Annotated in this window: 37 protein-coding genes and 2 tRNA genes; 34 read left to right on the top strand and 5 right to left on the bottom strand. The window is 67.0% G+C overall.

The features are described 5' to 3' along the window. The first annotated feature begins 63 nt into the window (after nucleotides 1-63). Both ABD989_RS15325 and ABD989_RS15320 read left to right on the top strand, forming a co-directional pair. Nucleotides 64-139: transfer RNA gene (locus ABD989_RS15325), tRNA-Ala, on the top strand. Nucleotides 140-258: 119 nt separating this feature from the next. Further along, entirely contained in the window at nucleotides 259-1359 is a 1101-nt protein-coding gene (locus tag ABD989_RS15320) for a tyrosine-type recombinase/integrase (RefSeq protein WP_345314142.1), read from the top strand. Nucleotides 1360-1365: 6 nt separating this feature from the next. Here the strand turns inward: ABD989_RS15320 and ABD989_RS15315 are convergent, their stop codons facing one another. The 4 genes from ABD989_RS15315 to ABD989_RS15300 all read right to left on the bottom strand — a co-directional run bounded on the left by ABD989_RS15315 (nucleotide 1366) and on the right by ABD989_RS15300 (nucleotide 3625). Beyond that, the gene (locus tag ABD989_RS15315) at nucleotides 1366-1653 is read right to left on the bottom strand and encodes a hypothetical protein (RefSeq protein ID WP_345314141.1); all 288 of its coding nucleotides are present in this window, start codon (nucleotides 1651-1653) and stop codon (nucleotides 1366-1368) included. Nucleotides 1654-1722: 69 nt separating this feature from the next. Then, a complete protein-coding gene (locus ABD989_RS15310) occupies nucleotides 1723-2607 on the bottom strand; it encodes a hypothetical protein (protein ID WP_345314140.1) in 885 nt (294 codons plus the stop codon). Further along, nucleotides 2604-3119, bottom strand: a complete 516-nt coding sequence (locus tag ABD989_RS15305; protein ID WP_345314139.1) for a DUF6932 family protein — start codon at nucleotides 3117-3119, stop codon at nucleotides 2604-2606. The genes ABD989_RS15310 and ABD989_RS15305 overlap by 4 nt, the downstream gene beginning before the upstream one ends. Next, nucleotides 3116-3625: a hypothetical protein gene (locus ABD989_RS15300; protein WP_345314138.1), complete on the bottom strand. Its 510-nt coding sequence runs from the start codon at nucleotides 3623-3625 to the stop codon at nucleotides 3116-3118. The genes ABD989_RS15305 and ABD989_RS15300 overlap by 4 nt, the downstream gene beginning before the upstream one ends. 172 nt (nucleotides 3626-3797) lie before the next feature. On the opposite strand from ABD989_RS15300, the gene ABD989_RS15295 reads away from it, so the two are divergent. The 19 genes from ABD989_RS15295 to ABD989_RS15205 all read left to right on the top strand — a co-directional run bounded on the left by ABD989_RS15295 (nucleotide 3798) and on the right by ABD989_RS15205 (nucleotide 13927). Then, nucleotides 3798-4148, top strand: coding sequence for a hypothetical protein (locus ABD989_RS15295; protein WP_345314137.1), 351 nt, complete (start codon nucleotides 3798-3800; stop codon nucleotides 4146-4148). Further along, the gene (locus ABD989_RS15290) at nucleotides 4145-4936 is read left to right on the top strand and encodes a hypothetical protein (protein ID WP_345314136.1); all 792 of its coding nucleotides are present in this window, start codon (nucleotides 4145-4147) and stop codon (nucleotides 4934-4936) included. Before ABD989_RS15295 ends, ABD989_RS15290 begins: the two co-directional genes overlap by 4 nt. Continuing rightward, nucleotides 4933-5355: a hypothetical protein gene (locus ABD989_RS15285; protein ID WP_345314135.1), complete on the top strand. Its 423-nt coding sequence runs from the start codon at nucleotides 4933-4935 to the stop codon at nucleotides 5353-5355. Before ABD989_RS15290 ends, ABD989_RS15285 begins: the two co-directional genes overlap by 4 nt. After that, complete coding sequence (locus ABD989_RS15280; RefSeq protein WP_345314134.1) at nucleotides 5352-5636, top strand: hypothetical protein; 285 nt, start codon at nucleotides 5352-5354, stop codon at nucleotides 5634-5636. Before ABD989_RS15285 ends, ABD989_RS15280 begins: the two co-directional genes overlap by 4 nt. 25 nt (nucleotides 5637-5661) lie before the next feature. After that, nucleotides 5662-5823, top strand: coding sequence for a hypothetical protein (locus ABD989_RS15275; RefSeq protein ID WP_345314133.1), 162 nt, complete (start codon nucleotides 5662-5664; stop codon nucleotides 5821-5823). Then, a complete protein-coding gene (locus ABD989_RS15270; protein ID WP_345314132.1) occupies nucleotides 5820-5954 on the top strand; it encodes a hypothetical protein in 135 nt (44 codons plus the stop codon). The genes ABD989_RS15275 and ABD989_RS15270 overlap by 4 nt, the downstream gene beginning before the upstream one ends. Continuing rightward, the gene (locus ABD989_RS15265) at nucleotides 5951-6226 is read left to right on the top strand and encodes a hypothetical protein (RefSeq protein WP_345314131.1); all 276 of its coding nucleotides are present in this window, start codon (nucleotides 5951-5953) and stop codon (nucleotides 6224-6226) included. Before ABD989_RS15270 ends, ABD989_RS15265 begins: the two co-directional genes overlap by 4 nt. Beyond that, on the top strand, nucleotides 6223-6519 hold the full coding sequence (locus ABD989_RS15260) for a hypothetical protein (protein WP_345314130.1): 297 nt from the start codon (nucleotides 6223-6225) through the stop codon (nucleotides 6517-6519). Before ABD989_RS15265 ends, ABD989_RS15260 begins: the two co-directional genes overlap by 4 nt. Then, on the top strand, nucleotides 6516-6842 hold the full coding sequence (locus ABD989_RS15255; protein ID WP_345314129.1) for a hypothetical protein: 327 nt from the start codon (nucleotides 6516-6518) through the stop codon (nucleotides 6840-6842). The genes ABD989_RS15260 and ABD989_RS15255 overlap by 4 nt, the downstream gene beginning before the upstream one ends. Further along, a complete protein-coding gene (locus ABD989_RS15250; protein ID WP_345314128.1) occupies nucleotides 6839-7639 on the top strand; it encodes a DUF6551 family protein in 801 nt (266 codons plus the stop codon). The genes ABD989_RS15255 and ABD989_RS15250 overlap by 4 nt, the downstream gene beginning before the upstream one ends. After that, on the top strand, nucleotides 7639-8454 hold the full coding sequence (locus ABD989_RS15245) for a hypothetical protein (RefSeq protein ID WP_345314127.1): 816 nt from the start codon (nucleotides 7639-7641) through the stop codon (nucleotides 8452-8454). Before ABD989_RS15250 ends, ABD989_RS15245 begins: the two co-directional genes overlap by 1 nt. A 68-nt stretch (nucleotides 8455-8522) precedes the next feature. Next, the gene (locus ABD989_RS15240; protein ID WP_345314126.1) at nucleotides 8523-9107 is read left to right on the top strand and encodes a hypothetical protein; all 585 of its coding nucleotides are present in this window, start codon (nucleotides 8523-8525) and stop codon (nucleotides 9105-9107) included. A gap of 54 nt (nucleotides 9108-9161) precedes the next feature. Further along, nucleotides 9162-9232: transfer RNA gene (locus ABD989_RS15235), tRNA-Leu, on the top strand. A gap of 27 nt (nucleotides 9233-9259) precedes the next feature. Beyond that, nucleotides 9260-9409, top strand: coding sequence for a hypothetical protein (locus tag ABD989_RS15230; protein WP_345314125.1), 150 nt, complete (start codon nucleotides 9260-9262; stop codon nucleotides 9407-9409). Then, nucleotides 9406-9711 (top strand): hypothetical protein, encoded by a 306-nt coding sequence (locus tag ABD989_RS15225; RefSeq protein WP_345314124.1) that lies wholly within the window; start codon nucleotides 9406-9408, stop codon nucleotides 9709-9711. Before ABD989_RS15230 ends, ABD989_RS15225 begins: the two co-directional genes overlap by 4 nt. Beyond that, nucleotides 9708-10340 (top strand): hypothetical protein, encoded by a 633-nt coding sequence (locus tag ABD989_RS15220; protein ID WP_345314123.1) that lies wholly within the window; start codon nucleotides 9708-9710, stop codon nucleotides 10338-10340. The genes ABD989_RS15225 and ABD989_RS15220 overlap by 4 nt, the downstream gene beginning before the upstream one ends. A 15-nt stretch (nucleotides 10341-10355) precedes the next feature. Then, nucleotides 10356-10601, top strand: coding sequence for a hypothetical protein (locus ABD989_RS15215; RefSeq protein WP_345314122.1), 246 nt, complete (start codon nucleotides 10356-10358; stop codon nucleotides 10599-10601). Between the two features lie 156 nt (nucleotides 10602-10757). Beyond that, nucleotides 10758-10976, top strand: coding sequence for a hypothetical protein (locus ABD989_RS15210; protein ID WP_345314121.1), 219 nt, complete (start codon nucleotides 10758-10760; stop codon nucleotides 10974-10976). 434 nt (nucleotides 10977-11410) lie between these two features. After that, nucleotides 11411-13927: a DNA primase family protein gene (locus tag ABD989_RS15205; RefSeq protein WP_345314120.1), complete on the top strand. Its 2517-nt coding sequence runs from the start codon at nucleotides 11411-11413 to the stop codon at nucleotides 13925-13927. A gap of 2 nt (nucleotides 13928-13929) precedes the next feature. Here ABD989_RS15205 and ABD989_RS15200 read toward each other — a convergent pair whose 3' ends face one another. Further along, nucleotides 13930-14301 (bottom strand): hypothetical protein, encoded by a 372-nt coding sequence (locus tag ABD989_RS15200; protein WP_345314119.1) that lies wholly within the window; start codon nucleotides 14299-14301, stop codon nucleotides 13930-13932. A gap of 352 nt (nucleotides 14302-14653) precedes the next feature. Here ABD989_RS15200 and ABD989_RS15195 point away from each other — a divergent pair, with 352 nt between their 5' ends. The 13 genes from ABD989_RS15195 to ABD989_RS15140 all read left to right on the top strand — a co-directional run bounded on the left by ABD989_RS15195 (nucleotide 14654) and on the right by ABD989_RS15140 (nucleotide 23911). Further along, complete coding sequence (locus ABD989_RS15195) at nucleotides 14654-15076, top strand: hypothetical protein (RefSeq protein ID WP_345314118.1); 423 nt, start codon at nucleotides 14654-14656, stop codon at nucleotides 15074-15076. Nucleotides 15077-15086: 10 nt separating this feature from the next. Further along, entirely contained in the window at nucleotides 15087-15443 is a 357-nt protein-coding gene (locus tag ABD989_RS15190) for a hypothetical protein (protein WP_345314117.1), read from the top strand. A 136-nt stretch (nucleotides 15444-15579) separates the two neighbouring features. Beyond that, entirely contained in the window at nucleotides 15580-16191 is a 612-nt protein-coding gene (locus ABD989_RS15185; RefSeq protein ID WP_345314116.1) for a DUF7341 domain-containing protein, read from the top strand. A gap of 101 nt (nucleotides 16192-16292) precedes the next feature. Beyond that, a complete protein-coding gene (locus tag ABD989_RS17750; protein WP_425556545.1) occupies nucleotides 16293-16595 on the top strand; it encodes an HNH endonuclease in 303 nt (100 codons plus the stop codon). A gap of 347 nt (nucleotides 16596-16942) precedes the next feature. Further along, the gene (locus tag ABD989_RS15180) at nucleotides 16943-17431 is read left to right on the top strand and encodes a hypothetical protein (RefSeq protein ID WP_345314115.1); all 489 of its coding nucleotides are present in this window, start codon (nucleotides 16943-16945) and stop codon (nucleotides 17429-17431) included. Between the two features lie 6 nt (nucleotides 17432-17437). Continuing rightward, nucleotides 17438-17713 (top strand): hypothetical protein, encoded by a 276-nt coding sequence (locus ABD989_RS15175; protein WP_345314114.1) that lies wholly within the window; start codon nucleotides 17438-17440, stop codon nucleotides 17711-17713. 43 nt (nucleotides 17714-17756) lie between these two features. Then, nucleotides 17757-19226 carry a terminase gene (locus ABD989_RS15170; RefSeq protein WP_345314113.1) on the top strand — a complete coding sequence of 490 codons (1470 nt, stop codon included), beginning with the start codon at nucleotides 17757-17759 and terminating at the stop codon, nucleotides 19224-19226. Then, entirely contained in the window at nucleotides 19223-20689 is a 1467-nt protein-coding gene (locus tag ABD989_RS15165; RefSeq protein ID WP_345314112.1) for a phage portal protein, read from the top strand. The genes ABD989_RS15170 and ABD989_RS15165 overlap by 4 nt, the downstream gene beginning before the upstream one ends. Next, on the top strand, nucleotides 20670-21953 hold the full coding sequence (locus tag ABD989_RS15160; RefSeq protein ID WP_345314111.1) for a VG15 protein: 1284 nt from the start codon (nucleotides 20670-20672) through the stop codon (nucleotides 21951-21953). The genes ABD989_RS15165 and ABD989_RS15160 overlap by 20 nt, the downstream gene beginning before the upstream one ends. A gap of 108 nt (nucleotides 21954-22061) precedes the next feature. Further along, nucleotides 22062-22559, top strand: coding sequence for a hypothetical protein (locus ABD989_RS15155; RefSeq protein WP_345314110.1), 498 nt, complete (start codon nucleotides 22062-22064; stop codon nucleotides 22557-22559). Between the two features lie 12 nt (nucleotides 22560-22571). Beyond that, nucleotides 22572-23480: a phage major capsid protein gene (locus ABD989_RS15150; protein WP_345314109.1), complete on the top strand. Its 909-nt coding sequence runs from the start codon at nucleotides 22572-22574 to the stop codon at nucleotides 23478-23480. A 2-nt stretch (nucleotides 23481-23482) separates the two neighbouring features. Beyond that, the gene (locus ABD989_RS15145; protein WP_345314108.1) at nucleotides 23483-23656 is read left to right on the top strand and encodes a DUF7302 family protein; all 174 of its coding nucleotides are present in this window, start codon (nucleotides 23483-23485) and stop codon (nucleotides 23654-23656) included. 12 nt (nucleotides 23657-23668) lie between these two features. After that, a complete protein-coding gene (locus ABD989_RS15140; protein ID WP_345314107.1) occupies nucleotides 23669-23911 on the top strand; it encodes a hypothetical protein in 243 nt (80 codons plus the stop codon). The last annotated feature ends 108 nt before the right edge of the window (nucleotides 23912-24019 follow it).

The following is a 24019-nucleotide window of genomic DNA, read 5'->3' as shown; positions in this document are numbered from 1 at the left end:
TTCCACTTCGAGCGGTAGGGTAACTTAGCTAGCGCACCTCAAGGGGTGCGGAAATCCGAATACGGGGCTATGGCGCAGCTGGTAGCGCACCACACTGGCAGTGTGGGGGTCAGGGGTTCGAGTCCCCTTAGCTCCACCAAGAAACCGCAGGTCAACGCGGCACATAGCGAGAATCCCCGCCCAGGCCACATTACGAGGCCACATGGGCGGGGATTTTTGCACGTAACATGCGGTACATGCGCCCCCGTAAGGCCACACATGGCTAGCGTCCAAGCCCGCACCACCAGCGACGGCACCACCACCTACCGCGTCCGCTGGCGCGAAGACGGCAAAGACCGATCACTGACCTTCGTCGACGGCGCCTCCGCCGAGAACTTCCGCACCAACCTCGAGCGCTACGGCCCGGCCGAAGCATTCAAGATCCTCGACATCATCGACGACGGCGCCCCCAAGCTCACCCTGACCGAATGGTGCACCCACCACATCGACACCCTCACCGGCGTCGAAGAGGGCACCCGCAACCGCTACCGGGCGTACGTACGCAACGACCTCGCCGACATCGGCGGCCGGCCACTCGTCGCGGTCACCGACACCACCGTCGCCGGATGGGTCAACGGCATGGAAGCCGCCGGGGCCTCCGGCAAGACGATCGCCAACAAGCACGGCTTCCTCTCCGGCGCCCTGCAACACGCGGTCCGGGCAGGGAAGATCACCAAGAACCCGTGCGAACACACCCGCATGCCCCGCAAGGACGGCGCGGAGATGGTCATGCTCACCCGCGACGAGTTCGACCTTCTCCACGGCGCCATGACCCCGCGGTGGCAGCCATTCACCCGTTGGCTTGTCGGCACCGGCATGCGGTTCGGGGAACTGACCGCACTCACTGTGGGTGATGTGGACGCCGCCCACGGCACGGTGCGGGTCCGGCAGGCGTGGAAGGAGACCGGCGACGGCACCCGCGTGCTGGGGACCACGAAGACCCGCAAGGGGCAACGCACCATCAACGTGCCCGCCAGCTTGCTCGAGCTGGTCGACCTGGACCGGCCGGTGGACGCGCTGGTGTTCCCAACCCAGTCGGGCGGCCCGATCAGCCACCAGCTGTTCCACAACAAGGCGTGGCGGCCAGCCCTGGCGAAGGTCACCGCCGCCGACGCCAAGCCGCGGCTGACGAAGAAGCCGTCACCGCACGATCTGCGGCACACGTGCGCGTCGTGGATGATCGCCGCCGGCGTCCCGCTCCCGGTGATTCAGCAACACCTTGGGCACGAGTCGATCACCACCACCGTCGACCGCTACGGGCACGTGGACCGCTCGTCGATGGTGCAGGCCGCCGCGGCGATCGGTGCGGCACTCAGCTGACGAAGCTCAGGACCGGAAAACGCCGTCGACGCACTCGTAGTGCTTGTCGTCGATGTCGACGCTGGCGACGCCTTCGCACGGGTCGCCTTCAAGGTCGAAGTCGAGCTCTTGTGGAAGACCGGGCTGCTCCATGGTGGGTTCGGGTGTCTCGTCGGTCATGGTGGATGGCGCCGGAACAGATGGCTGCTCTGCCGATGTGCTGGTCGTTGACGTTCTAGGGGGCGCGGATGTGGTGCTGCTGCAGCCGGCGAGCAGAAGCGCTGCGGCGCCCACCCCCACGATGATCTTCTTCATCTGTCCCCTCCTGGTGACTCGACGGTGCCGCGCCGCGCTGGGCGGCATGTTCGGTTGACTTGCGAACGCCTACTCGGAGAAGAGGTCATCTTCTGGTTGCGGTGCATCCTTGAGCGCGAGGAGACGGTAGGACCAATGCCCTGGCTGGCCGGCGCGCTGGATCCTCCGAACGCGTTCGATCTTGGCGAGCACCGGCCTGTCGAGGTGCTGCTTCACCGTCTCCGCAAGCTCGGGGTCGTAGCCGCCTTCGCGAGTGCTGCCGTCGGCCAGTTCCAGGAAGAAGATCCGGCGTCGGGTACGGACACCGTCTAGGCGTCCTTCCACGTCATTGTCGATCTGGCGCTCGATCTTCGACTCTCGGAGATCGGCTCCGATCTGGAAGGCCTGATCCTTAGTCATTACACCCACGGACTGGTCTCCCTCAGACGAGCTGAGGGTAAGGCCAACTCCTGCCGATGCCTCAACGGTCTTCACTAGATCGTTGACGACGTTGCGGACAGCGCGAGCGTGAGCGGGAATGGCCGCGACAGCGACGTCGTCAGAATCGGACTCTGGCAGAAGCGCAATCAGTTCGGCGGCCGCCCGCTCGGCGTACGACTCAACGTTGGCGGTAAACAACGGGGGAATGTCGAGGTCTTCAAAGCCGAACTCTAGTCGCCGCCCGATCTGGCGCAGCGGATACAGCCGGGCCCGGTTCCTGTCGTCCACCTCGAGGCGGTTGGCATCTGAGCTGGGCCTGGCGATGTGCTGACCCATGCGAGCAACGGCGTCTTGGACGCCGCTGGCGATGGTAGCGAGAGCCTTGGCGTCGAGGTCACCGTTCACGTCGACGGCCAGCACCGCGTACCTGCGGTGGTCGAACTTGGCTGCGGCCGCCGAGAGTGAGGCTCGGGCCGCGTCGTCGAGCCAGCTGGTGCCCTGGATCTCGTGACGAAGATCTTCGAATCGGCTCATACGATCACCTCCACGTACCCCTTGATTGCCCCTTCGATGATGTCCCCATCATCGTCCTTCACGCTCGACCACGTGTCGTGCCATACATCTTCCTGCCCAGGGAAGCACAGGAACGAGTCTAGGTCGCCGGCGAGCGGCTGGATTCGCTCGAGCGCAACGTACAGCGGAGTTCCGACAATCACGTCCTGCAGCGTGAGGAGCCCGTACAGGCGGTCCCGTTCACGGCCAGCAGGCTGCGAGCTGAGTTTCGTCCAGTCCTTCGGGCGGATGAGAACGTCGACGTCGAACGGGACGGAGCGCTTCGCGGTGACGAACCCCCCGTCGATCCACAGAGTTGCGGGGCCGACTACGCGCTGGACTAGCCGCGTGTAGGTGATGAGTGACCCGAACAACTCCTGGCGGTGGCTCGTATTTGGTGCGTCGAGGACGCAACGTTCATGGACGTCTTCCAACGTCGCATGGTGACGGCCGGGTGGCAGGAGCCCGTGGTCGTTCCAGTCTGGGAGGCTCACGATTTGTCGACGCCTTCTTTCGGGCGGGCGCCCTTCGCCCGGCGGTAGATCTCCGGCCCGGCCTGAGCGATCTGGTCGATCGCGCTCGGCTCGGTCTTCTCGCTTTCGTCGTCGGTGCACGGTGTTCTCGGGGCCTCGGCCGGCGGATCAGCGGGGGTTGTGGGTTGAGCAGCATGGCGGTCCCTTGCGTCAAGGAGCGCCCGGACCACGGCCCGCACGACGTTGCGCTCATCGTGAGTGAGCCTCCCCGCGTCGTCAGGGAGGGTGAACGGCTCCACCTCCACCGCTGGCTCACCACGCAACTCGCGCACCTTCGACGACTTCACACCAAACGCGTCGGCCACCAGCTGGATGGCCTCATCAGTTGTGCCACCGCCGCGAAGTAGCCGGTGCACGCGGGTGTGGGTCAGCCCTGCACGAGTCGCGAGCGGCCGATACCCGAACTCAATGCTGGCCCCATCAAACAGGGGTCGCCACTGCTCGGGCGGTAGGTTGGATTCGCTCACGGTGCTCACCATGCCTCTTTGGTTCGACGTTCGAATAACCGGCGACTGCCCACAACGTCTAGGAACAACACCAGCGTAATTCCTGGTCACCGACGTTATCGGCACATTCTTTCAGATCAGTGCTTGCCTTCACCGTCTAGGCGTGTATCGTGGAACACGTACCGCGAAACAGATGGAGGTGATGATCGAGATGAACGCGACGACGCGCGACATGTACGCCGAGGTGGATACGGAGATGTTCTCCCGCGCTCTGCGCCGGTCGCGCATGTCGTATCAGGAACTGGCGGATGAGGCGTCGCTGAATCTTCGCCGGATCGCACGGGCGGAGCGGCGGCGCCGCCGTGGCGGTGTGCCGGAGACGATCTCGAAGGCACTGATCGGCCAGTTCGCTACCGGGGCGGCGAAGACCACGCACGAGCTGCGGGGGATCGCCATCGAGGAGGCGCTCGGCATGTCGCCGGGTGACCTTTTCGTGCCCGTGGTGGTTCGTGGAACGAGAACCACGCAACGACAGACCGCATGAAAACGGCCCCCGCCATGCAGGGCGAGGGCCATCTAACGAATCAGGAGATTCAGATGCAGGATATCAGCAGACATTCCGGGTCGGCGGCGTCGCCGTTCGACGCGATCCGCCGTGAGGATGGCGAGGGCCGCGAGTACTGGTCGGCCCGCGCCATGCAGCCCTTCATGGGCTACAAGAAGTGGCAGGACTTCCAGAACGCCATCGAGCGCGCCAAGGTCGCCGCGAGCAACGCCGGCCACGACGCCGAAAAGCTGTTTGTGCAGGTCACTCAGCTTATGGACGCCGGTAACCTCGGCCAGCAGGAGCGCGTCGACTACCACCTTCCGCGTTTCGCCTGCTACCTCACGTTCCTCAACGGCGACCCGCGCAAGCCTGAGGTGGCCGCCGCCCAGGCGTACTTCGCGATCCGCACCCGCGAAGCCGAAACCGCCCCCACCCTCAGCCAGCTCGACATCCTCGCGCAGGCCGTCGCCGCACTGCAGGACCAGGAACGCCGCGTCGCCGCCGCCGAGGCGGCCGCGCAGCACGCCCTCGACCGGGTGGAGGCGATCATGCCGGCCAGTCGCGGGGAGCTCTACTACAGCGGGCGCGCGTGGTCGCGGGTGCGTGGCGCCGACGCGACGCTGCACTACCTGCAGAAGCTGGGCGCGAAGGCTGGGGTCCTCGGCCGCGCCGCGGGCCTCGAACCCGACGATGTGCCGGACCCGCGGTTCGGGGTCGTGAACGGTTGGCCGTTGCACGTGTGGGACCGGGCGCACGACGCGATCCAGAACGGTGACCCGGCATGAGCGCCCCCGCATGCCGGTCGGTCACGATCATGCGGGACGCCGACGGCGTCGAGTGCGGCCGGATCGTCGACGACCGCGACCTGAACGCGATGTCGGATGACGAGTACGACGACTTCCTGTTCGACGAGGGCCGAGAGCTCGACGAGGAGTTTGAGCGTGAGCGGGAAGTCGCGGCCGCCGAGCCCGAGTTCGTGCCCGACGCGCAGATCTTCGAGTTCGTTCGCCGCATGATCGACACCGCGAAACAGCGCGCCGCATGGGCCGAACGGCACTTCGAGCAGGCCGCGGCCGACTACTGCCGCGTCCACCTCGGGACCTCGATCCGTGCGACCGATCACGAGAAGCAGCAGCTCCACGAGCTCAAGGCCGACGTGTACGAGACCCGCGCCGTGCTCCGCGAGATGGGGGTGGCGGCATGACCGACCAGGGCCAGACGGTCACTGTGACGAAACGTGACCTGATGTCCGCGGCCGAGGTGGCCGCCCGCATGAGCCCGGCCGACAAGCCTGGTCTCGTCACCGCCCAGTTCGTGCAGCGCCGCATGTCGTCGGGGGTGTGGCCGTCCACGCTGTTGGGCCGCACCCGTGTGATGACCGAAGCCCAGTACTGGGAGGCCCTCGCGATCGCCGGGGCGCCCCCGAAGCCGCGGCCGTCCGGTCTGTCGCCCAGGTCCCGGCACCGCCCCAAGCACACCCCATGACCACCACCACGAAAGAAGCTTCCTGATGACCACCATTCTTGCCGGCGCCATGCTCGTCGGTTTCCTCGCTGGGCTGGCTCTCGCCTTGTCCTGGCCTGTCCCTGACTCCCACGTCGAACTGCCCGCTGATCACCCGCTGCAGGTGTTGCCGGGTACCCGGATCATCGAGCGGGGCGAGTTCCTGTGACCGCCGAGCACACCATCTCGCGGCGCCTCCTCGACCTCGCCGATCACATGCAGTGCCGACAGTCGGGCACCCGCGAGGACCGCGACCAGATCCGCGCTCTGGCCCGCGAGCTGACCGAGGTGACCGCATGACCGGGATCGTCGCCGCGCTCACCACCTACCAGCAGCGCGCCAACCACGAGCAAATCGGCCGACTCATCGACCACCTCACCGAACGCTGCGACCGCGCAGGCCTCGACCTCGTCATCGCCCGCCACGCCGACAGCGCCGGCCCCGTCTACGCCATCAGCGCCGACAACTGGCGTGCCCCGCACCGCCGTATCTCGGTGCACGCCACCACGCTGCCCGACGCGCTCGACCAGATCCTCGACGAACTCAACAGACAAGAAGGAGCCCCCGAATGACTGACACCTGTGACCTCGCCAGCGTGCGCGGCGACGTCGAAGCCCTCCTCGCCGTCCGCGACCAGATCACCGCACTCAAAGACACCGAAGCCCAACTGCGCGCCCGCATCGAGCATGCGATGGGCGACGCCCAGGACGGCGAGCTCGACGGCCAGCCCATCATCTCGTGGCGCGTCGGAGCCAAGCCGCGACGCTTCAACCAGTCCGCGTTCAAGGCCGCGCACCCCGACCTGTTCGCCGAGTTCGTCGAACTCGGGGAGCCCGCCCGCCCGTTCAAGGTGGTGGCCCCGTGACCGCCGCGGTGAAGACGTGCCAGCGCGGGCACGAGCGGCCGGCCGCGCAGAAGTCGTGCCCGGTCTGCAAGGCCGCCACGGAGGCACGCCGCTACAAGGAAGGTGTCGTCACCTCCACAGCGCCGGTCACCGAACGCATTGATCCCACGTACCTGAACCCAGACCTGCGGCACGAGTGGGAGCACTTCGCCGGATACGGCTGGTCGGACCAGCGAATCGCCGCCGCTGTCGGCTACACCCTCGACACGGTGCGCCAGCACGTCAGGCGCGCCAAGCAGGCCGAACGGAATGCCGAGACCATCGCCGAGGCGGTGTCGGCATGAGCGAGACCTACATCACCGCCCTCGACGTCAACGACCTGTTCGTCGACGACACCTACCAGCGTGAACTTGACACCAACCGCGTCGTGTCGATGTCGAAGCAGTGGCAGCCGCGGCTGGTCGGCGTCATCGAGGTCTCCGACCGCGGGGAAGCGTGCACACCGCGGTACGCGGTCATCAACGGCCAACACCGCTGGCAGGCCGCCGCCCTTGTCGACCCCCGCATGTCGCTGCCGGCCACCGTCCACACCGGCCTGACCGTCGACGAAGAAGCGCGGCTGTTCTGGGACATCGACCGCACCACCAAGAAGCTGTCCAACTGGGACCGCTGGTACGCGCGCCGCGCGTCCGGTGATCCCGTCGTCGTCGGCATTGACGCGTTGGCCGCCAAGTTCGGGTACACGGTCACGCACAACCCGTCGCAGACGAACACCCTTGGCCGTGGCCGCGTATCCCTGCAGTGCTGCTCCGCCCTCGAAGTCGTCGTCGACAGCTACGACTACCGGGTGCTGCGCCTGGTCCTCGAACTGATCGGGGACATCTGGCCGGGCGATCCGGAGGCCCGCAAGTCGAACATCATCAAGGGCCTCGGTCGCCTGTTCGGCGAGTACGAGGACCAGCTCGACTCCGGGCGGCTGGCCGACGCACTGTCGGCGCTCACCCCGTCGCAGCTCGTCGCCCGCGCGCACGAGCTGAAAGCCCGCGGCAGCGAAGGTGGAATCCCGAAGCTGACGACCATGGCGGCGCTCATGGCCTACAACCGCGTCGGCGGCCCGAAGATCGACCTGAAGGCGGCCTGATGGACGGACAGATCACCACCCCACCCGACTGGGTCCTCGACCTCATCCACGTCGGCGCCGCCGGCCACGGACGCTCCCAACAACGCCACATCGGGCCCTCCGAAGTCGGCACACCCTGCCGTCGCCAGCTGGCCTACAAGCTGCTGGAGGCGCCCGAGGTGCCGGGCAGCGGCTACAACGACCCGCTGCCGAGCTCGGTTGGGACCGGCGCGCACGCCGAGTTCGAGGAGTTCGCGCGCCGCTACAACCAGCACATCGGGCACCCGGTCTTGTTGCCGGAGTTCCGCGTCGAAGTTCGGCCCGGACTCTCCGGCACGTGCGACCTGTTCCACATGCCCAGCGGCACGGTCCTCGACTGGAAGTTCCCCGGCACCAGCTCGCACACCAAGTACAAGCGGTCCGGTCCGTCGGCCGTGTATCGGACGCAAGCGCACCTGTACGGGCGCGGCATGATCCGCGCAGGCTTCGAGGTCAATGCCGTGTCGATCGCGTTCCTGCCGCGCGGCGGCGAGCTCAAGGGCCTCGCGTACTGGACCGAACCGTACAGCGATGCCGTCGTCGACGCCGCCCTCGACCGGATCGACCAGACCCTCGTCGACCTCGACATCATGGGCGCCCTCGACCACCCCGAACGCATTCGCGACGGCTGGACCGAAGGCGGCGTGAACGTCGCCGAACCGATCGACGCCGACTACAGCGCCTGCTTCCTGTGCCCGTTCCAGGCGCTGCCGGCGACCGACCTGGACGCTGCGCCGTGGGCTTGTCCAGGCAAGCCCCGCGAGCCCGACTCGATCAGCCGACTCTCCGTCGCCTGACCACCTGATCCCACAACTGAATACCGGCAAGGCCAGCAACACAACCATCACAACCAAGGAGACACACCATGTCGCTTCTTCCCCCGCTCAGCACCAGCAACCTCAAGTTCGAGATCCCCGGCACCACCCACACCGGCAAGCTCATCGAGATCGGCGCCGAACAGCAGGCCACCGAGTTCGGCAGCGACAAGCTGTCGTTCTGGGACGACGAACGCACCCGCCCCAAGATGCAGCGCCGCTTCGTCCTGCAGTGCGAACCCGACCCGACCATCGCTGATGATGACGGCCGGCGCGGACTGTACGCGACCATCTCGGCCAAGCCGGGCGGTTTGTACGCGGCCATCAACACCGCACTCAAGGACGCGACGGCGTTGGGCGGGGTCCTGACGGTCACGTTCACCGGCACCGATCCCGAGTCCAAGAATCCGGCCAACCCGCGCAAGGTCTACTCGGCGTCGTACTCGGCACCGACGCTGGGGGAGCAGATGGCCCCCGCGGCTGAGCCCGCCCCGGCCGCTGCTGCTCAGCCGGTCGCCCAGCCCGCGGCCCCGGCTGCTGCTCCGGTCGCGTCGGCGCCCGCGCCCGGCTTCACCGCCGACCAGTGGGCCGCCCTCACCGAACCGGCCAGAAACGCCATCCTCGCCCAGCAGTAACCGGCACTGCGGCCCGCCACTACTCGTGGGGATGAGGGGCGGGCCGCACCCGAAGGTCCCGAGCAGTCGGGCACCCCAGCAGGTCGAGCACGGGGAGGCCGGTTCAACCCCGGCCGGGACCACCAACCACCACCGATCGAAGGAGCAAGCACATGTACGACGACTACGACGACGCCAGGCAGGCGCACTACGACAACGAGGCCGCCGACGTCGACCGCACCCCCACGCCGGCAGAACTCGCCCAGTCCGCCGCCGACGACCTCGTCCGAGGCCGCTTCCAGAAGGACGCGGGCGCGGCATGACGGAACAGCAGGAACCGAATCAGCAGACGTTGGCGGAGTTGGCGCGGACGCTGCTCCACCTGTCGCGGGCGTTGGATGAGGCGCACAACCTTGCGGCGTCGGCGGTCGAGGACCGCGACTTCGCGCTAGCGGAGCGGGACGAGCTGCGGGAGCAGGTGGCCGAACTGCGCGCCGAGCGTGACGAGCTGGCCGCGACGGTCGCCCGCGTCGAAGCCCTGGCCGTGTGGACCGACCCGGATCGCATGGGCGGTATCCCGTGCGTGCGTGGCACTCATCTACACCAGCGAGGAGCTGACCAATGACTGAACAGACTGACCGACCCGATGGCTGCTGCGGCGTGTGCCCCGGAATTGTCGGCGGCGGCTACGACTGCACCTGCGCCGACAACCCGGACTGCCCACTGGTCGACCCTGTTGCGCTGGCTGACAGGTGGTACCTGCGATCACAGGATGATGACGACGACCTGGGTGACGTGAGTGTTGTCGAGGCGATTGGGCTGGCCCACAGGCTCGCCACGGAGAACGGCGAACTTTCCGGGAATCCCGGAAAGTTGCCCGCGACCGACGACGTGGTGGAGCGTGCCCGCCAGCACCTCGCCGCGATCACACCTGGACCGTGGTACGCCGAGCCTCGTGACCACGACGACGTATACCGCCTCACGATGGTCTACAACGTGTTCCACAATGGCGATACCCCGGATCGTGACCTTGTTGCGGAGGTCGCCTACGACAACGCTGACTTCATCGCTGCTGCCCCCGTGCTGGTGGCTGACTTGGTGGCCGAAGCCGAGAAGCAGCGCGCCGCAATCATGCGCGTCATCGCCGCATGCGTCGAAGCCGATATCGAATCAATCGCATTCAACGGAGAGCCGGGCGTCATCAAGACGACCACGATCCGCTCCGCACTCAATGGAGGTCCCGATGAGCACTGACGACGTTGTGCGCGCATGACTGAGCAGGCCGAAGCCTCCATCCTCGAACTCCGCGACGTGACGCGCGAGCTGGACGCGGCGCATGGTGACCTCGCCGAAGCCCGCGCGGTGATCGACCGGGTGCGGGCACAGGTCGACAGGTGGGACCAGTGGAATCGAGTGCTCATCGCAGGTGGTGCAGGCGGAATCGCGTCCGTGCCCCTTAGTGATGTCGTCCACGACATCCGCCGCGCTCTCGATGGGGATGTGTCCGGTGAGTGACCGCGATCGCGCAGTGCCTGACCTGCTCGCCAATCTGCGGGGATCTCTGCGCACCTGCCCGAAGACCGCACGTGAAGGCCGCTACCTGCTCACCTGCTGTCGGCCCGAGGGCCACGACGGCGACTGCTGGTGCAGAGACATCCAGGGAGGTGTCCGGTGAGTGACCGCTACGACCCCGCCCAAGCGGCGTGTGCTGTCACCCTCCCCAGCATTGATCACCTCGCACCCATCCTCCTCATGCGCGACGGCAGTTTCACCGTGGCGCGCGACCTGACCGGCCCGGAGCAGCACGCGTGCCGGGCATGGATCGACGACGCAGGCGACCAGTTTCGCCGCCAGAACTCCGACCTACTCGACCAGGAGAAGAACGCATGATCACCCTCGCCCAGCACCTCGCCGCGCACAGCGCCGCGAACGGCGGCGGTGACCAGTGACCGAACACGCGCCCGTCACCACCTCACGCGGCTGGACCCACTGCCGGCACTGCCTCGAAACATGGCCCTGCCACTGGATGCAAGCCGAGCAGGCCACCCGTGGACGCTTGGCCACCGCTATCAGCACCCTCGGCGCCGTCCTGTGCGTCCTACTCCTCATCGCCCTCACACTCACGCCATGACCGGACACACCTGCCCCACCTGCAGCGCACCAGTCGCCAACCCCATCGCGGCCCCCTGCCACGCCTGCACCACCCCACAACCGCGCGTCCTCTGCCGCTACTGCGGCATCCGACTCGCACTCCAGGCAGACCACGACTGCCACGCCCACCTCGAATGCCTCCTCCACCACCACCTCGACCTCAGGAGACCCGCGTGACCGACCAGCTCACCCTCACCCAGCTCATCGAGCAACTCGGCCACACCCACCTCGCCATCTGCACCAAACCCCACGGCGACACCAACGCCACCTTCCGCACCCACATCGTCACCCCCGACACCATCGACGACACCCTCAACGCACTCGAACCCGGCGACACCTGGTTCTCCATCAACGAGATCGCCGGACCCGCCGGCACCCGACCCCGCGGCGACGCCACCGCCGTCACCCGCCACACCGCACTCTGGGCCGACCTCGACATCAAACCCGGAGGCTTCGACGACGAAACCCTCGCCTGGGCACTCATCGACGACCTCACCATCGCCCTCGGCACCGCACCCATCGCCGTCATCCACTCCGGCCACGGCCTCCAACCCCTCTGGCAAATCGACCCCGACGACGGCACGCTCACCACCGACACCGACCGCGCCGAAACCACCGCACTCCTCGCACGCTGGCGGCGCCTCGTCGAAACCCTCGCCGCCCACCGCGGCGGCAACGTCGACGCCGTCTTCGACCTACCCCGCATCCTCCGCGCCCCCGGCACCGTCAACTGGAAAACCACCCCGGTCCCGACCTCGTGCGAACCCGGCCGCGGCGCACCCATCACCTACAACGAAATCCGCGACACCCTCGACGCCCACGGCATCGCCGAACTCGACTGCGACCCACTCCTGACCGAACCCGTCGACACCAGCACCTGGCAATGGAACGACGACCGCACCTGCCCCTACGCGCGCACCATGATCGCCGGATGGGCAGGCGACAACCCCACCGCCCGCCACCCCTGGCTCCTCTCCCAAGCCACCCGCCTCGCCTGCTGCCGCCGCGCAGGCTGCCTCACCCACACCGACCACACCAAAGCCGTCGGCGCCCTCACCGACCGCATGCGCGCACTCTGCACCGGAGGCGACACCGCCCGCGCCGTCACCGACGCCGAAGTCCGCACCGCCCTGCAGTGGGGCGAAAGCCGCGCCGCACTCCTCTCCGACAACCAACTCCAACGCGAACTCGGCGGCCACGACCTCACCCACCGCCCCCACCTCACCGTCGTCGAATACGACGGCCCCGACCCCGTCACCCGCCTCGCCGACCTCGCACCCACCGGCACCACCGGAGCGCCCGTACCCGCCGCCAACCTCGCACCCGCCGGCCAACCCCTGCGCACCACCCTCACCGACGACGGCAACGCCCGACGCTTCGTCCACGCCCACGGCCACCGCCTGCGCTACTCCGCCGCCCGCGGCTGGCTCGAATGGGACGGACACCGCTGGCACATCAGCGAAGACGACGCCCCCGCCATCCAAGCCGCCCGCGACATCGCCGCCAACCTCGAAGAAGACACCAACGAACAAGCCCGCCACCGCCGCAAAACCCTCGCCCGCGCCGGAATTGAAAACATGGTCGCCCTCGCACGCCGCGACCCCGTCATCCGCGTCACCGCCGACGACCTCGACGCACACCGCATGCACCTCAACACCCCCGACGGCACCCTCGACCTGACCACCGGGCAACTGCACCCACACCGGCCCGCCGACCTGCACACAAAAATCACCGGCGTCGGCTACAACCCCGACCTACCCACCCCGCGGTGGGACCAATACCTGCACGACACCTTCGACGGAGACCGCGACATGATCGGCTTCCTCCAACGCCTCCTCGGCTACGCCGCCGGCGGCCGCGTCACCCACCACATCCTCCCGTTCCTCCACGGCGACGGACAGAACGGCAAGAGCGTCCTCACCGACGTCCTCGCCGGAGTCCTCGGCGAATACGCCATCGTCCTACCGTCCAACGTCCTCATCGCCAGCCGCTACAGCCACGACACCGAACTGTCCAAACTCCCCGGCGCCCGCGTCGCCATCTGCTCCGAAGTCCCCACCGACGGCAGCTTCGACGAAGAGAAGGTCAAATCCCTCACCGGCGGCGACCGGATCAGCGCCCGCGAGCTCTACAAGAACCCCTTCGAGTTCACCCCCTCGCACACCCTCATCCTCGCCGGAAACCACCAACCATCCGTCGACTCCGGCGGCCGCAGCTTCTGGCGACGAACCAGACTCATCCCGTTCAACCACACCGTTCCCGACGACAAGAAAATCGACGGCCTCGGCCAGATCTTGGTGGGCGACGAAGGCCCCGGCATCCTCGCCTGGATCGCCCAAGGCGCACTCGCCGCCCAAGGCGGACTCCGCGAACCCGCCTCAGTCCTCGCGGCCACCCGCGACTACGAACGCGAAGAAGACGCCTTCGGGCAGTTCCTGGCCGACTCGGTGCACATCGCCGCCGGCAGCGACGTCGTCAAGGTCAAGACCACCGACCTGCGTAAGGCCTACAGCTCCTGGTGCCGCGACAACGGGCGCTCAGAGATGTCCACCCAGGCCTTCGCTCGCGAGCTCGTCAAGCGCACCGGAGCCCGGGCAACCAAGGGCGCCCAGGGCATGCGCTACTACGTCGGCGTCGCCCTCATCGACACCGCGGCCAGCGAGGAAGAAGAGCGGCGGTACGGGGCGTGAACCTACAGCAACTCGACGCCGAGGTAGTACGGGACGGAATTGCTCGTGTACCGCTCCAGATCGTTGAGCAAAAGCGCGCGCCCAATCACCTGTCGAGAGGGGACCGGCCCGAGGTCCGGCTGGCGTCGCCACCAGAGGGTGAGAGCGCCTATCAAGTCGGAGCGCTTAGTCATCAACGTCTTGCCTCGTCGGCAGTTCTCGTCCAAGAACCGCGTGAACTCGATAGCGATCGACAGTGTTCTTTCGGACGGATTCTGGTAGATCTGGCGCCCTTGCGGACCAGTGTCGGGGAGGGTCAGGCGCGCCAGCGCGGCTTCTCTCGTCCCCGGCTCGGGGGCTTCTCCGGTCTGCTTGCGGATCGTGAACTCGGCCATTCCTCCACGGTAGCAGAAATCGGATACTTTCGAGTTATCCACAGGTGGCGCACTGGTGGCGGACTTTGCCACCTATCCGCCACCTCGTCGCGGCGGCAGGTGGCGCAGGTGGCGCACTGGTGGCGCACTTTGCCGAAATGCGCCACCTGCAATAAGGCCAGGTCGACACCACAAAAGACGCCCCAGGTGGCGCAGGTGGCGCATTTTGTAGAGAACTCCATTAGCGCGCGAGTTGGGGCATCCAACAGGGCTGTTAGCAAAAGCAAGCACGCAAAACACGCTACGGCGGTAACAACCCCGCAAAGTCCGCCACCTTCGCCACCTGCCCCCACTTATCCACAGGGGGATCACGATGGCCGCTGACCGCCACAACTGCCCCGACTGCGGAGCCAGCCACCGCAAAAACGCACCCAAAACCAACACCCGCACCAGCACCGCCCACACCACCGAACTCGACATCAAACGCTGCCCGAAATGCCGCGCCAGCACCCTCGCCGGCCGCGTCCAAGGACTCGACCTCCACCTCGACCCACAAAGCCTCAACGAGATCGGCGCCCAAGCATTCCGTGCCACCAAACGGCTCATCGTCATCCGCCGCGGCTGGCGCGGACGATTCCACGATGGCTGGAAGCAATGGCCGCCCGACGACGACACCGCTTGGCACGTCATCCACGACTGCGACCGACCTGTGCCCCGCGAACTCGCCCAAGGCGGGCCACCGCCGAGCCGCAAGACCACCACCACCGACCCGCTACCCGACACCCCGCCGTACTAGGAGAGACACCGTGACGAACCGCCAGAAGGCCAAAGGCGACCAGTACGAGCGCGACATCCTCGCCCTCGCCCGCGCCGCAGGATTCACCTGGGCCGAACGCACCAGACCCGGCCGACGCGAAGACGAAGGCGACATCCACCTCGCACCCGGAGTCATCCTTCAAACCAAGGACGTCGCCACCCCGCAATGGCGCACCTGGCTCACCGAGCTCGCCAACCAGATCACCGCGGCCCGGGCACGCCACGGGATCATCGTCCTCAAGCGGCGAGGCGCAGGAGGACGGCCACCCCTGCACCTGGCCGTCATGCCTTTGGACGCCATGCTCGAGCTGCTCCGCGAGGCGGGCTGGACGGGAGACGACCAGTGACCGCCAGCCGCTGCTGGGTATGCCGCCGCGAACTCACCGCCGAAGAAGACACCCACCGGCAGCAACACGGATGCGGATCACACTGCAACGCCGACGCCGAGCTCGCCGATCGCTACGAACGCGAAGGAGACCACCAATGACCAACCCCGACGAACACAACCTCCCCGGCGCCCGCAAAGCCTTCGCCGACGCCGTCCACGCACTCGCCGGCCGCACCAGCACCACCTTCACCAGAGACGACGGCACCCCCGACATCGTCTTCGGAGACCCCCTCCTCGACCAACTCGCCGACCGCGTCACCGGCACCCAAGGCGCAGGCGGCACCAGAGGCCACGCCGGATCCAAGGCCCCCATCGTCATCGACGCCGTCGACCTACTCGCCACCATCAGGCGAACCATCACCAGCTGGATCCCCAGCGGCAACCTCCACGTCCTCGCCGAACAGCCCTGGCGTCCCCAAGACGTCCCCCTCCTCACCGAACGCACCAGACTCATCCACACCTGGACAAACAAGGCCCGGTCACTCCTCGACCCACCCCGCCGCTGGACAATCCCCGCCCCCTGCCCCGCGTGCGGCACCGCCACCGTGTACCGCCAAGACGGGGCAGGGGACACCGTCCGCCAACCCGCACTGCAGATCGGACCGGACGGCTGCCAATGCCAGCACTGCCTCCACACGTGGGCACCCGAATACTTCGCACACCTCGCACGCACCCTCGGCACACTCCCCGCAAACGTCCTCGAATGAAGACACACGACAACGAAACGGCAAGGAAGTCACAGCGATATGCCACAATGGGCAGCACGAGCACAAGCATGTCCAAAACCAGTTGAGACCAGCACGCTGACATGAACGTCAGAAGCGCCAACGGACACAAACGCCGAGAAGTCAGAACACGCGTACTCCGCGAAGAAAACGACTGCTACCTCTGCCACGAACCAGTCGACAAGACCATCAAAACACCCGACGACCGGTCACCCGAAGTCCACGAACTCATCCCCGTCAGCCTCGGCGGATCCCCCACCGACCGCACCAACTGCCGCCTCACCCACCGAGGCTGCAACCGGCGCCAAGGCAACCGACTCGACCCCATCACGCACCAAACACCACTACCCGCAGACCGACGAACCGAACGGACGTGGTGGACATGAACACGCTCCTCGACAGCCTCATCCAGCAACGACGCAACTGCCACGGCCCCCACGCCAACGGCGACCACCCACACAACCCCAACTGCCCACGCTGCCGCCGCGGCCAAGCAACCCAGGGGGGAGTCCCCCCAAACAGCCACCACGGCCCCCCTCGGGCATAGGGCCTGTCTCTCCCCGCATCCCCCTCCCCGGGTGCGGCGGTGTGCCTCGGTGGTGCCTGGTTGGCCTGCTGGCGGATGTTTCGCGGCTGCGGGTTGCTGGTTGGGGTGGTGGCTGCATTTAAGCGATGAGTCTCCGTCGCATGTTTCTATCGTGACAAGCAGCAGGTCAGAGCCTATAATTGGGTCATGATCAGCTGCATGGTGTGTGGCCGCGAAACCGCATGGAGCGGCCGCGGGCGACGCCCGTCGACGTGCGGGCAACGCTGCCGCAAACGCAAGCAGCGCGGCGCGCTACCCGCGGTGATCGTGAACAACGCTCGATGGACGGCACGGGACGGGAAGCGGCCGATCATGGTCGATGGGTCGCCGGCGTCGTCGACGAATCCGGACACCTGGACCGACTACCGCGCAGTCGCGCAGCGTCCACACGGCGTCATGCTCGGCGATGGGCTCGCGTGCTGGGACCTCGACGACGTTCTCGACGGGGACGTGCTCGCGCCGGCCGCGGTGGAGCTCCTCGATTCGGTGGAGCCGCTGTGGGTGGAACGTTCGATGTCCGGCCGCGGCTTGCACGTGTTCGTCCGCGGTGGCGGTCCGTCGAAGCAGACCAGGCACATCAGCTACTACTCGCATTCCCGGTTCATCGCTGTGACGGGAGACGCATTCCGGAGGTGACTGCTCGTGACGCCCAGGAAGAGGACTCCGACGCTGGCGCAGGCGGTCGCGTCGGGTGATGTGCTGGCGATGTTGAAGGCGCAGCGGCGGTTGATCGCGAAGTCGTTGACGGAGGCGGCGGAGAACACGCGCCCGCAGTTCAACAACGAGCTGAACAAGCTGCACGCGTTGATCCGTGACGAAGAGGAGCGGGTCGCGGCGCTGGCGCAGGCCAAGCAGGACGGCGAAGCGTCCGCGGCGGCGGCTTCCGACGATGACAGCTTCAACCCGCTCGATCTCTGACGCTGAGGTCGAAGCTCGGCTCGCCGAGATCGTCGACTTGGGGTTGGCGGCCACGCTGGATAAGCGGCCGCTGCACCCGACGTTGCGGGAGTCCGCGACGCACCTGATCTTGCCGGACGGGATCGTTCGGACGTTGTGGCCGAGGATCAAGTATCGGCTCGCGATGATGGGCGTCGTCCTGGACCGGTGGCAGGAGGGTTTCTGCCAGGCAGCGTTGGGGATCCGCGAGGACGGGTTGTGGGCGTGCGGCGTCGATGGGGTGTGCGCGAGCATTCCCCGCCAGGTCGGTAAGACGTTCTTAATCAGTCATCTTCTGATCGCGTTGTGTATCGAGTTCCCCGGCCTCCGCTGTGTGTGGACGTCGCACCATGCGCGGACCACGACGGGGACGTTCCGGAGTGTGCAGGGCGCTGTGCGGCGGCCGGCGGTGTTCGCTCATTTGAAGAAGGACCGGTCGAACGGTATCCGGACCACGAATGGTGAGCAGGAGATCGAGTTCGGTAACGGGTCGATCATCATGTTCGGTGCTCGGGCGCTCGGGTTCGGCCGCGGCATGCAATCGATCGACGTCGAGGTGTTCGACGAGGCGCAGATCCTGGGGTTGAAGGCGCTCGAGGACATGGTGCCGGCGACGAACGCGGCGAAGAATCCGCACGGCGGTCTGCTGTTCTTCATCGGCACACCGCCGCGCCCTGTCGATGATGGGGCGGCGTTCACCGCGAAACGTACGGCGGCGCTCTCTGGTGATGGCCGCGATGGCATGTGGGTGGAGATCTCCGGCGACGAAGACCTAGACCCGTACTCGCCGAAGCAGTACCGGCGCGCGAACCCGTCGTATCCATCTCGGGTCGGGGCGACGGCGATGAAGCGCATGCAGAAGAATCTGCCGGACCTGGGCGCGTGGCAGCGCGAGGCGTTGGGGATCTGGCCGAAGGACGTCATCGAGCGGGTGCTGGCGGGCTGGGCGGACCGGGTGGCTGACGGTCCGGCCGGGCAGGTCGCGCCGGAGGCGTTCGGGATCGATCGTGCGGAGTTGGGGGAGATCTCGATCTGTGCGGGCTGGGCGTTGGATGACGCGAAGGCTCACGTGGAGGAAGTGTTCTCCACACGCAGTTTGGAGGCTGCGGCCGCGTTCTTGGACGAGGTCGCTGGCGCGCGGGACCAGATTCTGATCGATGAGCATTCCCCGGCGCGCGCACTGTTCCCGCTTCTGCGTGCCCGCAGGTTGCGGGGGGCGAAGACGGCGCGCGTGGGCGACATGATCGCGGCGTGCGCGTTGACCGAGGCCGGGGTCGATGAAGACCGCCTGACCCATTCGGGTCAGGAGTCGATTGCGAGAGCGATCGAGGCGGCAATGAAGCGTCCGGTTCGAACTTCTGCTGGCGGGTGGGTGTGGGCGCCCCGCGGTGATCGGCCGATCCACACGTTGAACGCGGCGAGCCTGGCGGTCCTCGGTGCGTCACAAACAACTACTACGTCGAGTGTGCAGGGCCGTGAGGTCGTGTCGTTGTGAGGGGAGCTGCGTTGATCAAGTCTCCCGTGGACGTCCCGCGTGTGCCTGGGCTCAGTGAGTCGGAGCAGGCGGCGTTGGCCCGGTTGGATGGCAAGGTGCAGGCGCACCGGGCGCGCAATGCGCTCCGCACGGCGCTGTATGAGGGCAAGCACGCGTTGGATCACGTGGGGACGGTGATCCCGACGCAGTATCGGCGGGCGGCGCAGATCATCGGGTGGCCGGCTAAGGCGGTGGATCTGCTGGCTGATCGGTGCACGTTGACCAGTTTCGACTGGCCCGACGGTGACGCGGCGTCTCTTGGGTTGGACACGATCTGGACGGGTAACCAGCTGGCGATCGAGGCCCCGATGGCGGCGGTGTCGTCGTTGCAGCATGGTGTCGCGTTCTTGTCGGCCACTGAAGGCGATGTGTCGTTGGGGGAGCAGAAGGCGCAAATTCACTGCACCAGTGCGGCGGATGGTTCGGGTGAGTGGAATCCGCGGACCCGCAGTCTGGACAGCTTCCTCGAGGTCCACAAGCGCGATGATCTTGGCGCCGTCATCAGTTTCACGCTGATCGTGGGCGGGCAGATTGTCACTGCCGACCGCGACCGGGGTGTGTGGTCGGTGGATCGGTCGACGTACCGCGGGATGGTGCCGGTGGAGCCGTTGGTGTTCCGTCCGCGTCCGAGCAAGCGGTTGGGGACGTCGCGGATCAGTCGGCCGGTGATCGGTTTGACGACGGCAGCGATGCGTACCGCGATGCGGTTGGAAGGCAACGCGGACGTGTACTCGTTGCCGCAGTTGTTCCTGCTCGGCGCGAACAGTTCGATCTTCAAGAACCCGGACGGAACGATCAAGGCCGCCTGGCAGGTCGCGCTTGGGCGCATGTTCGGTGTTCCCGACGACGACAAGGCCGCGGTGCCTCGCGCCGATATTCGGACGGTGCAGGCGGCGTCGCCGGAACCACACCTGAAGCAGATGCAGCAGTATGCGCAGCTGTTCTCGGGTGAGACGGCGATCCCGGTGTCGTCGCTGGGTGTGTCGGACATGGCGAACCCGAACTCGGCCGAATCGTATATCGCCTCGCGTGAGGATCTGATCGCGATCGCTGAGGTGACGACCGACATTTGGGGTGCGGCGTGGGCGCGCACGATGATGCGTGCCGCCGCGATCGGCAACGGCGTTGAGGTTGATGAGCGGTGGTCGTCGATCATGCCGTTGTGGCGGCCGCCGCAGCACCAGTCGCGGGCGGCGATGGCTGACGCCGGCGCCAAGCAGGTTGCGTCGGTGCCGTGGCTGGCCGAGACCGAGGTCGGTCTGGAGTTGGTCGGGTTGACGCCGGATCAGATCACGCGGGCGTTGGCGGCGCGGGACAAGGCGCGGTCGGAGCAGGCTTTCGAGTCGATCTTGACCGTGCCGGACACGCCGGCCGCCGAGGATGCGGGCGAGGACGCGGCAGACGATGCCGATCCTGCTGCCTAACCTGGCTCGTCTGACCGACATCGTCGCCGGCAAAGGGGCGCGGGCCGCGGGGCTGGCGTTCGTGAACTCGGCGAAGGTCGGTGGCACGGCTGAGCGGAAGGTGGCACTCGCTACGGTCTTGCCGGGCGCGTTGGCTCCGGTAGCTGGCGCGATGAGCGCTGGTCACCGGCAGTGGTATCTGCGGCAGCCCGGCGGGGTCGACGGGTTCGACGCAGAGTTGCTGCCACCCGCCGACCGGGAGCTCGCTGCGGAGCGCGTGAAGGTGTTGGCCGGTTGGGCGTTGACGCAGTCGGACAGCCGGGCCGCGTTCGAGGGTGGGGTCGACCGGTGGCTGCGGAACGTGGGCCGCGAAACGGTCCTGCACAACGCGGAAGCCGAAGGTGCCCGCTGGTATCGGTATGCCAGCGCAAACGCGTGTGGGTTCTGCCGCATGCTCGCCACCCGCGGCGCCGTGTACGTAACGGCGCGGACCGCGGGTGAGGGCAACCGCTACCACGATCACTGCCATTGCCTGGCCGTGGTGGTACGGCCCGGGGACACGTACACGCCGTCGCCCCAGGTCCAGCAATGGCAGAAAGACTACGAGGCCGCCCGCGACGCCGGCCTGACCAAGCCAGGCGAGATCGCCACGTTCATGGACAACGCCCCGACCGGTAAGGCGACGCGTGCGCGGCAGGCACGCGAGGCCGCGAAGGCTGATCCTCTGGCTGGAAAGAGGCGTGCACCAGCAACAGCCGGTGGTAATGGCGACGATGGAGGACGGAAACCGCCTCACACCGGAGGTCCTGCAGGGCTCGGGCCGGAGCCAGATCCCGGCGACAAGAACGCGCACCGTGCCTACTGGAAGGCCCGACAAGATGCGCTTCCGGTTGACTTCAGGGGCGACGTTCTCGGCCCTCACGAGGTCAAGTTCGTCGAGACATTCCTCGACGCGGATCACACCCTCGACTGGATACCACGAGACCCGAAACGCAGACCGACCAACGACTTCGTGTGGACCAGCAACGGCGACGTGGAAATCGAATTGAAGTCGACCAAAGCCCGATACGAAACCATCCACGGAACGATCGTGAAGGCCTCGTCCCGCGCCGCGAAGCACGACGTCGTGAAGGACCGATTCATCATCGACCTCGTAGATCAACCCTTGACGGACGACCTGAGAAGCCAACTCGAGGGATTCAACGTCGGCCGCAAGAAGTACCGCCTACGCGGTCTCTGGGTGATGACTCAAGGTCAATTGCATGAGATCAACCTCGCCTATTAAGAGCGGGACGCATGCCTACATGAAATGTAGGGGCGTCCCGCAAGTGCCAGTATACGCTTCCCAGCCCCGAAATGGTGGCTGGACCAACCCGAAACGGGGTGTTTCATCATGTCCAAGCAGCAGTGGCGGTTGCGGTTCATCGAGGGCGGCGACGATGTCGGTGCCGATGGTGGCGGGGGTGGCGGTAATCCGCCGGCCTCGTCTGGCGATGGGGGCGAGGGCACCGAACCGGTGCAGCTGCCCGACGATCATCCGTTGGTGAAGACTCTCGCGGCGCAGAAGTCGGAGATCGCTGATCTCAAGGCCAAGGTTACCGAGTCTGTGGGCCGGGAGACGGAGCTGCAGGGGCAGGTCGACGGTATCGAGCAGAGCGTGGCGGGCAAGGTCCGTGACGCACTGGTCGGTGCCTACGGGATCGCCGACGACGCGGCGGCACTGATTACCGCGACCACCACGGAGGACGTGGTCAAGCAGATCAACACCGTGCTGGCGCTCGGCGGCGACCCCGGCAAGCCGGGTGCCCCGAAGTTGGGCACCACTCATTCCAGTCCGCCGTCCGACACGGCCGCGTTCGCGTCGGCCCTGTTCGGCGGCACCGACTCCTAGAAGGAGAACATCATGGCAGTCATCGATTCGACCGGTCTGGTCCTGCCCCGCGACCTCGCGGACGGCATGATCCGTAAGACCCAGGACGGCAGTGTGGTGGCGCAGCTGTCGACGTCGGAACCGTTCCGGTTCGGCGACACCGACATCGTCACCGTCAACCAGGTCCCCAAGGCCGAGTTCGTCGGCGAGGGCGCCGACAAGGGCTCGACCAACGAGACGTTCGGTTATGTGACCGCGCGTCCCCGGAAGGCGCAGACCACGCTCCGGTTCAACGAGGAAGTGCAGTGGCGTGACCAGGACTACCAGCTCGGTGTCCTGAACGAACTCGCGACCGCGGCGGCCGAGTCCATGCCGCGCGCCCTCGATCTCGGTGTGTTGCACGCCATCAACCCGCTCTCGGGTGCGGCGCTGTCGGGCACCCCGGACAAGGTGGCCGGCGCGGTGAACGTGATCACCGCCGCCGGTGATCCCGAGGCCGAGGTCGAGGCGGCGATCGCGCTGCACCTGGCGCCGGGTGGTTTCCCCACCGGTGTCGCCCTGAGCCCCGATTACGCGTTCGCGTACGCCACCCAGCGGTACCCGGCCGGCCACGCCCGTCAGGGTGAGCTGATCAACCCGGGCCTGCCGCTCAACCCGCGCGAGATCGGCGCGATCCGCGGTCTCGGTGCGGCAGTGTCGGACACCGTCGCAGCCCCGGAGGCCACCGACGCGGCAGCGAAGAAGATCAAGGCGATCGTCGGTAACTGGAGCCGCGGCCTGCGGTGGGGCGTGGCCCGCACCCTGCCGATCGAGATCATCCGGTTCGGTGACCCCGACGGTCAGGGCGACCTCAAGCGCAAGAACCAGATCGCTCTGCGCCTGGAGACCGCGTGGGTGTGGTACGTCGACCCGACCAAGTTCACCCTGGTCAAGGCGGCCTGATCATGAAGATCTACCGCAACGGCGCCGAGGCCGACGTACCCGACGAGGTCGCCGCGAAGCTGGTCGGCGAGGGATGGACGAAGGGCAAGCCCCGCAAGGCCGCGAGCAAGGCGGCCGTCAAGGCTCCGGCCGACGTCGCCGACGATCCTGACGGCGACCCCTCGGAGGAGGAGTAACGGATGCCGGCTGTGACGCTGACCGAAACTGACATCACGCCGTTCGCCACCATCGAGGCGACGAAGCTGGCGGCGATGATCGAGGACATCCTCGCGATGGCGGTCAGCGTCGCACCCTGCATTGCGGAGGACAACTTCGCGCACGACAAGGCCGCCCGTGCGATCCTGCGCGGCGCGGTCCTGCGCTGGCATGCCGCCGATTCGGGTGCGATCACCCAGCAGGCAGCGGGTCCGTTTGTCCCGCCCCGGGTTTGATGGAGACATCGAAACCTGGAGGAACAGAGGAAGATGGCAGCACAGCGTAAGTACCCGTTGGAGTTGAGGGAGCGGGCCACTCGGTTGGCGGTGGAGGCTCGGCGGGAT

Source organism: Gordonia alkaliphila, assembly GCF_039542465.1.
Classification (GTDB): Bacteria; Actinomycetota; Actinomycetes; order Mycobacteriales; family Mycobacteriaceae; genus Gordonia; species Gordonia alkaliphila.
This window is presented reverse-complemented; position numbering and strand designations above follow the sequence as displayed.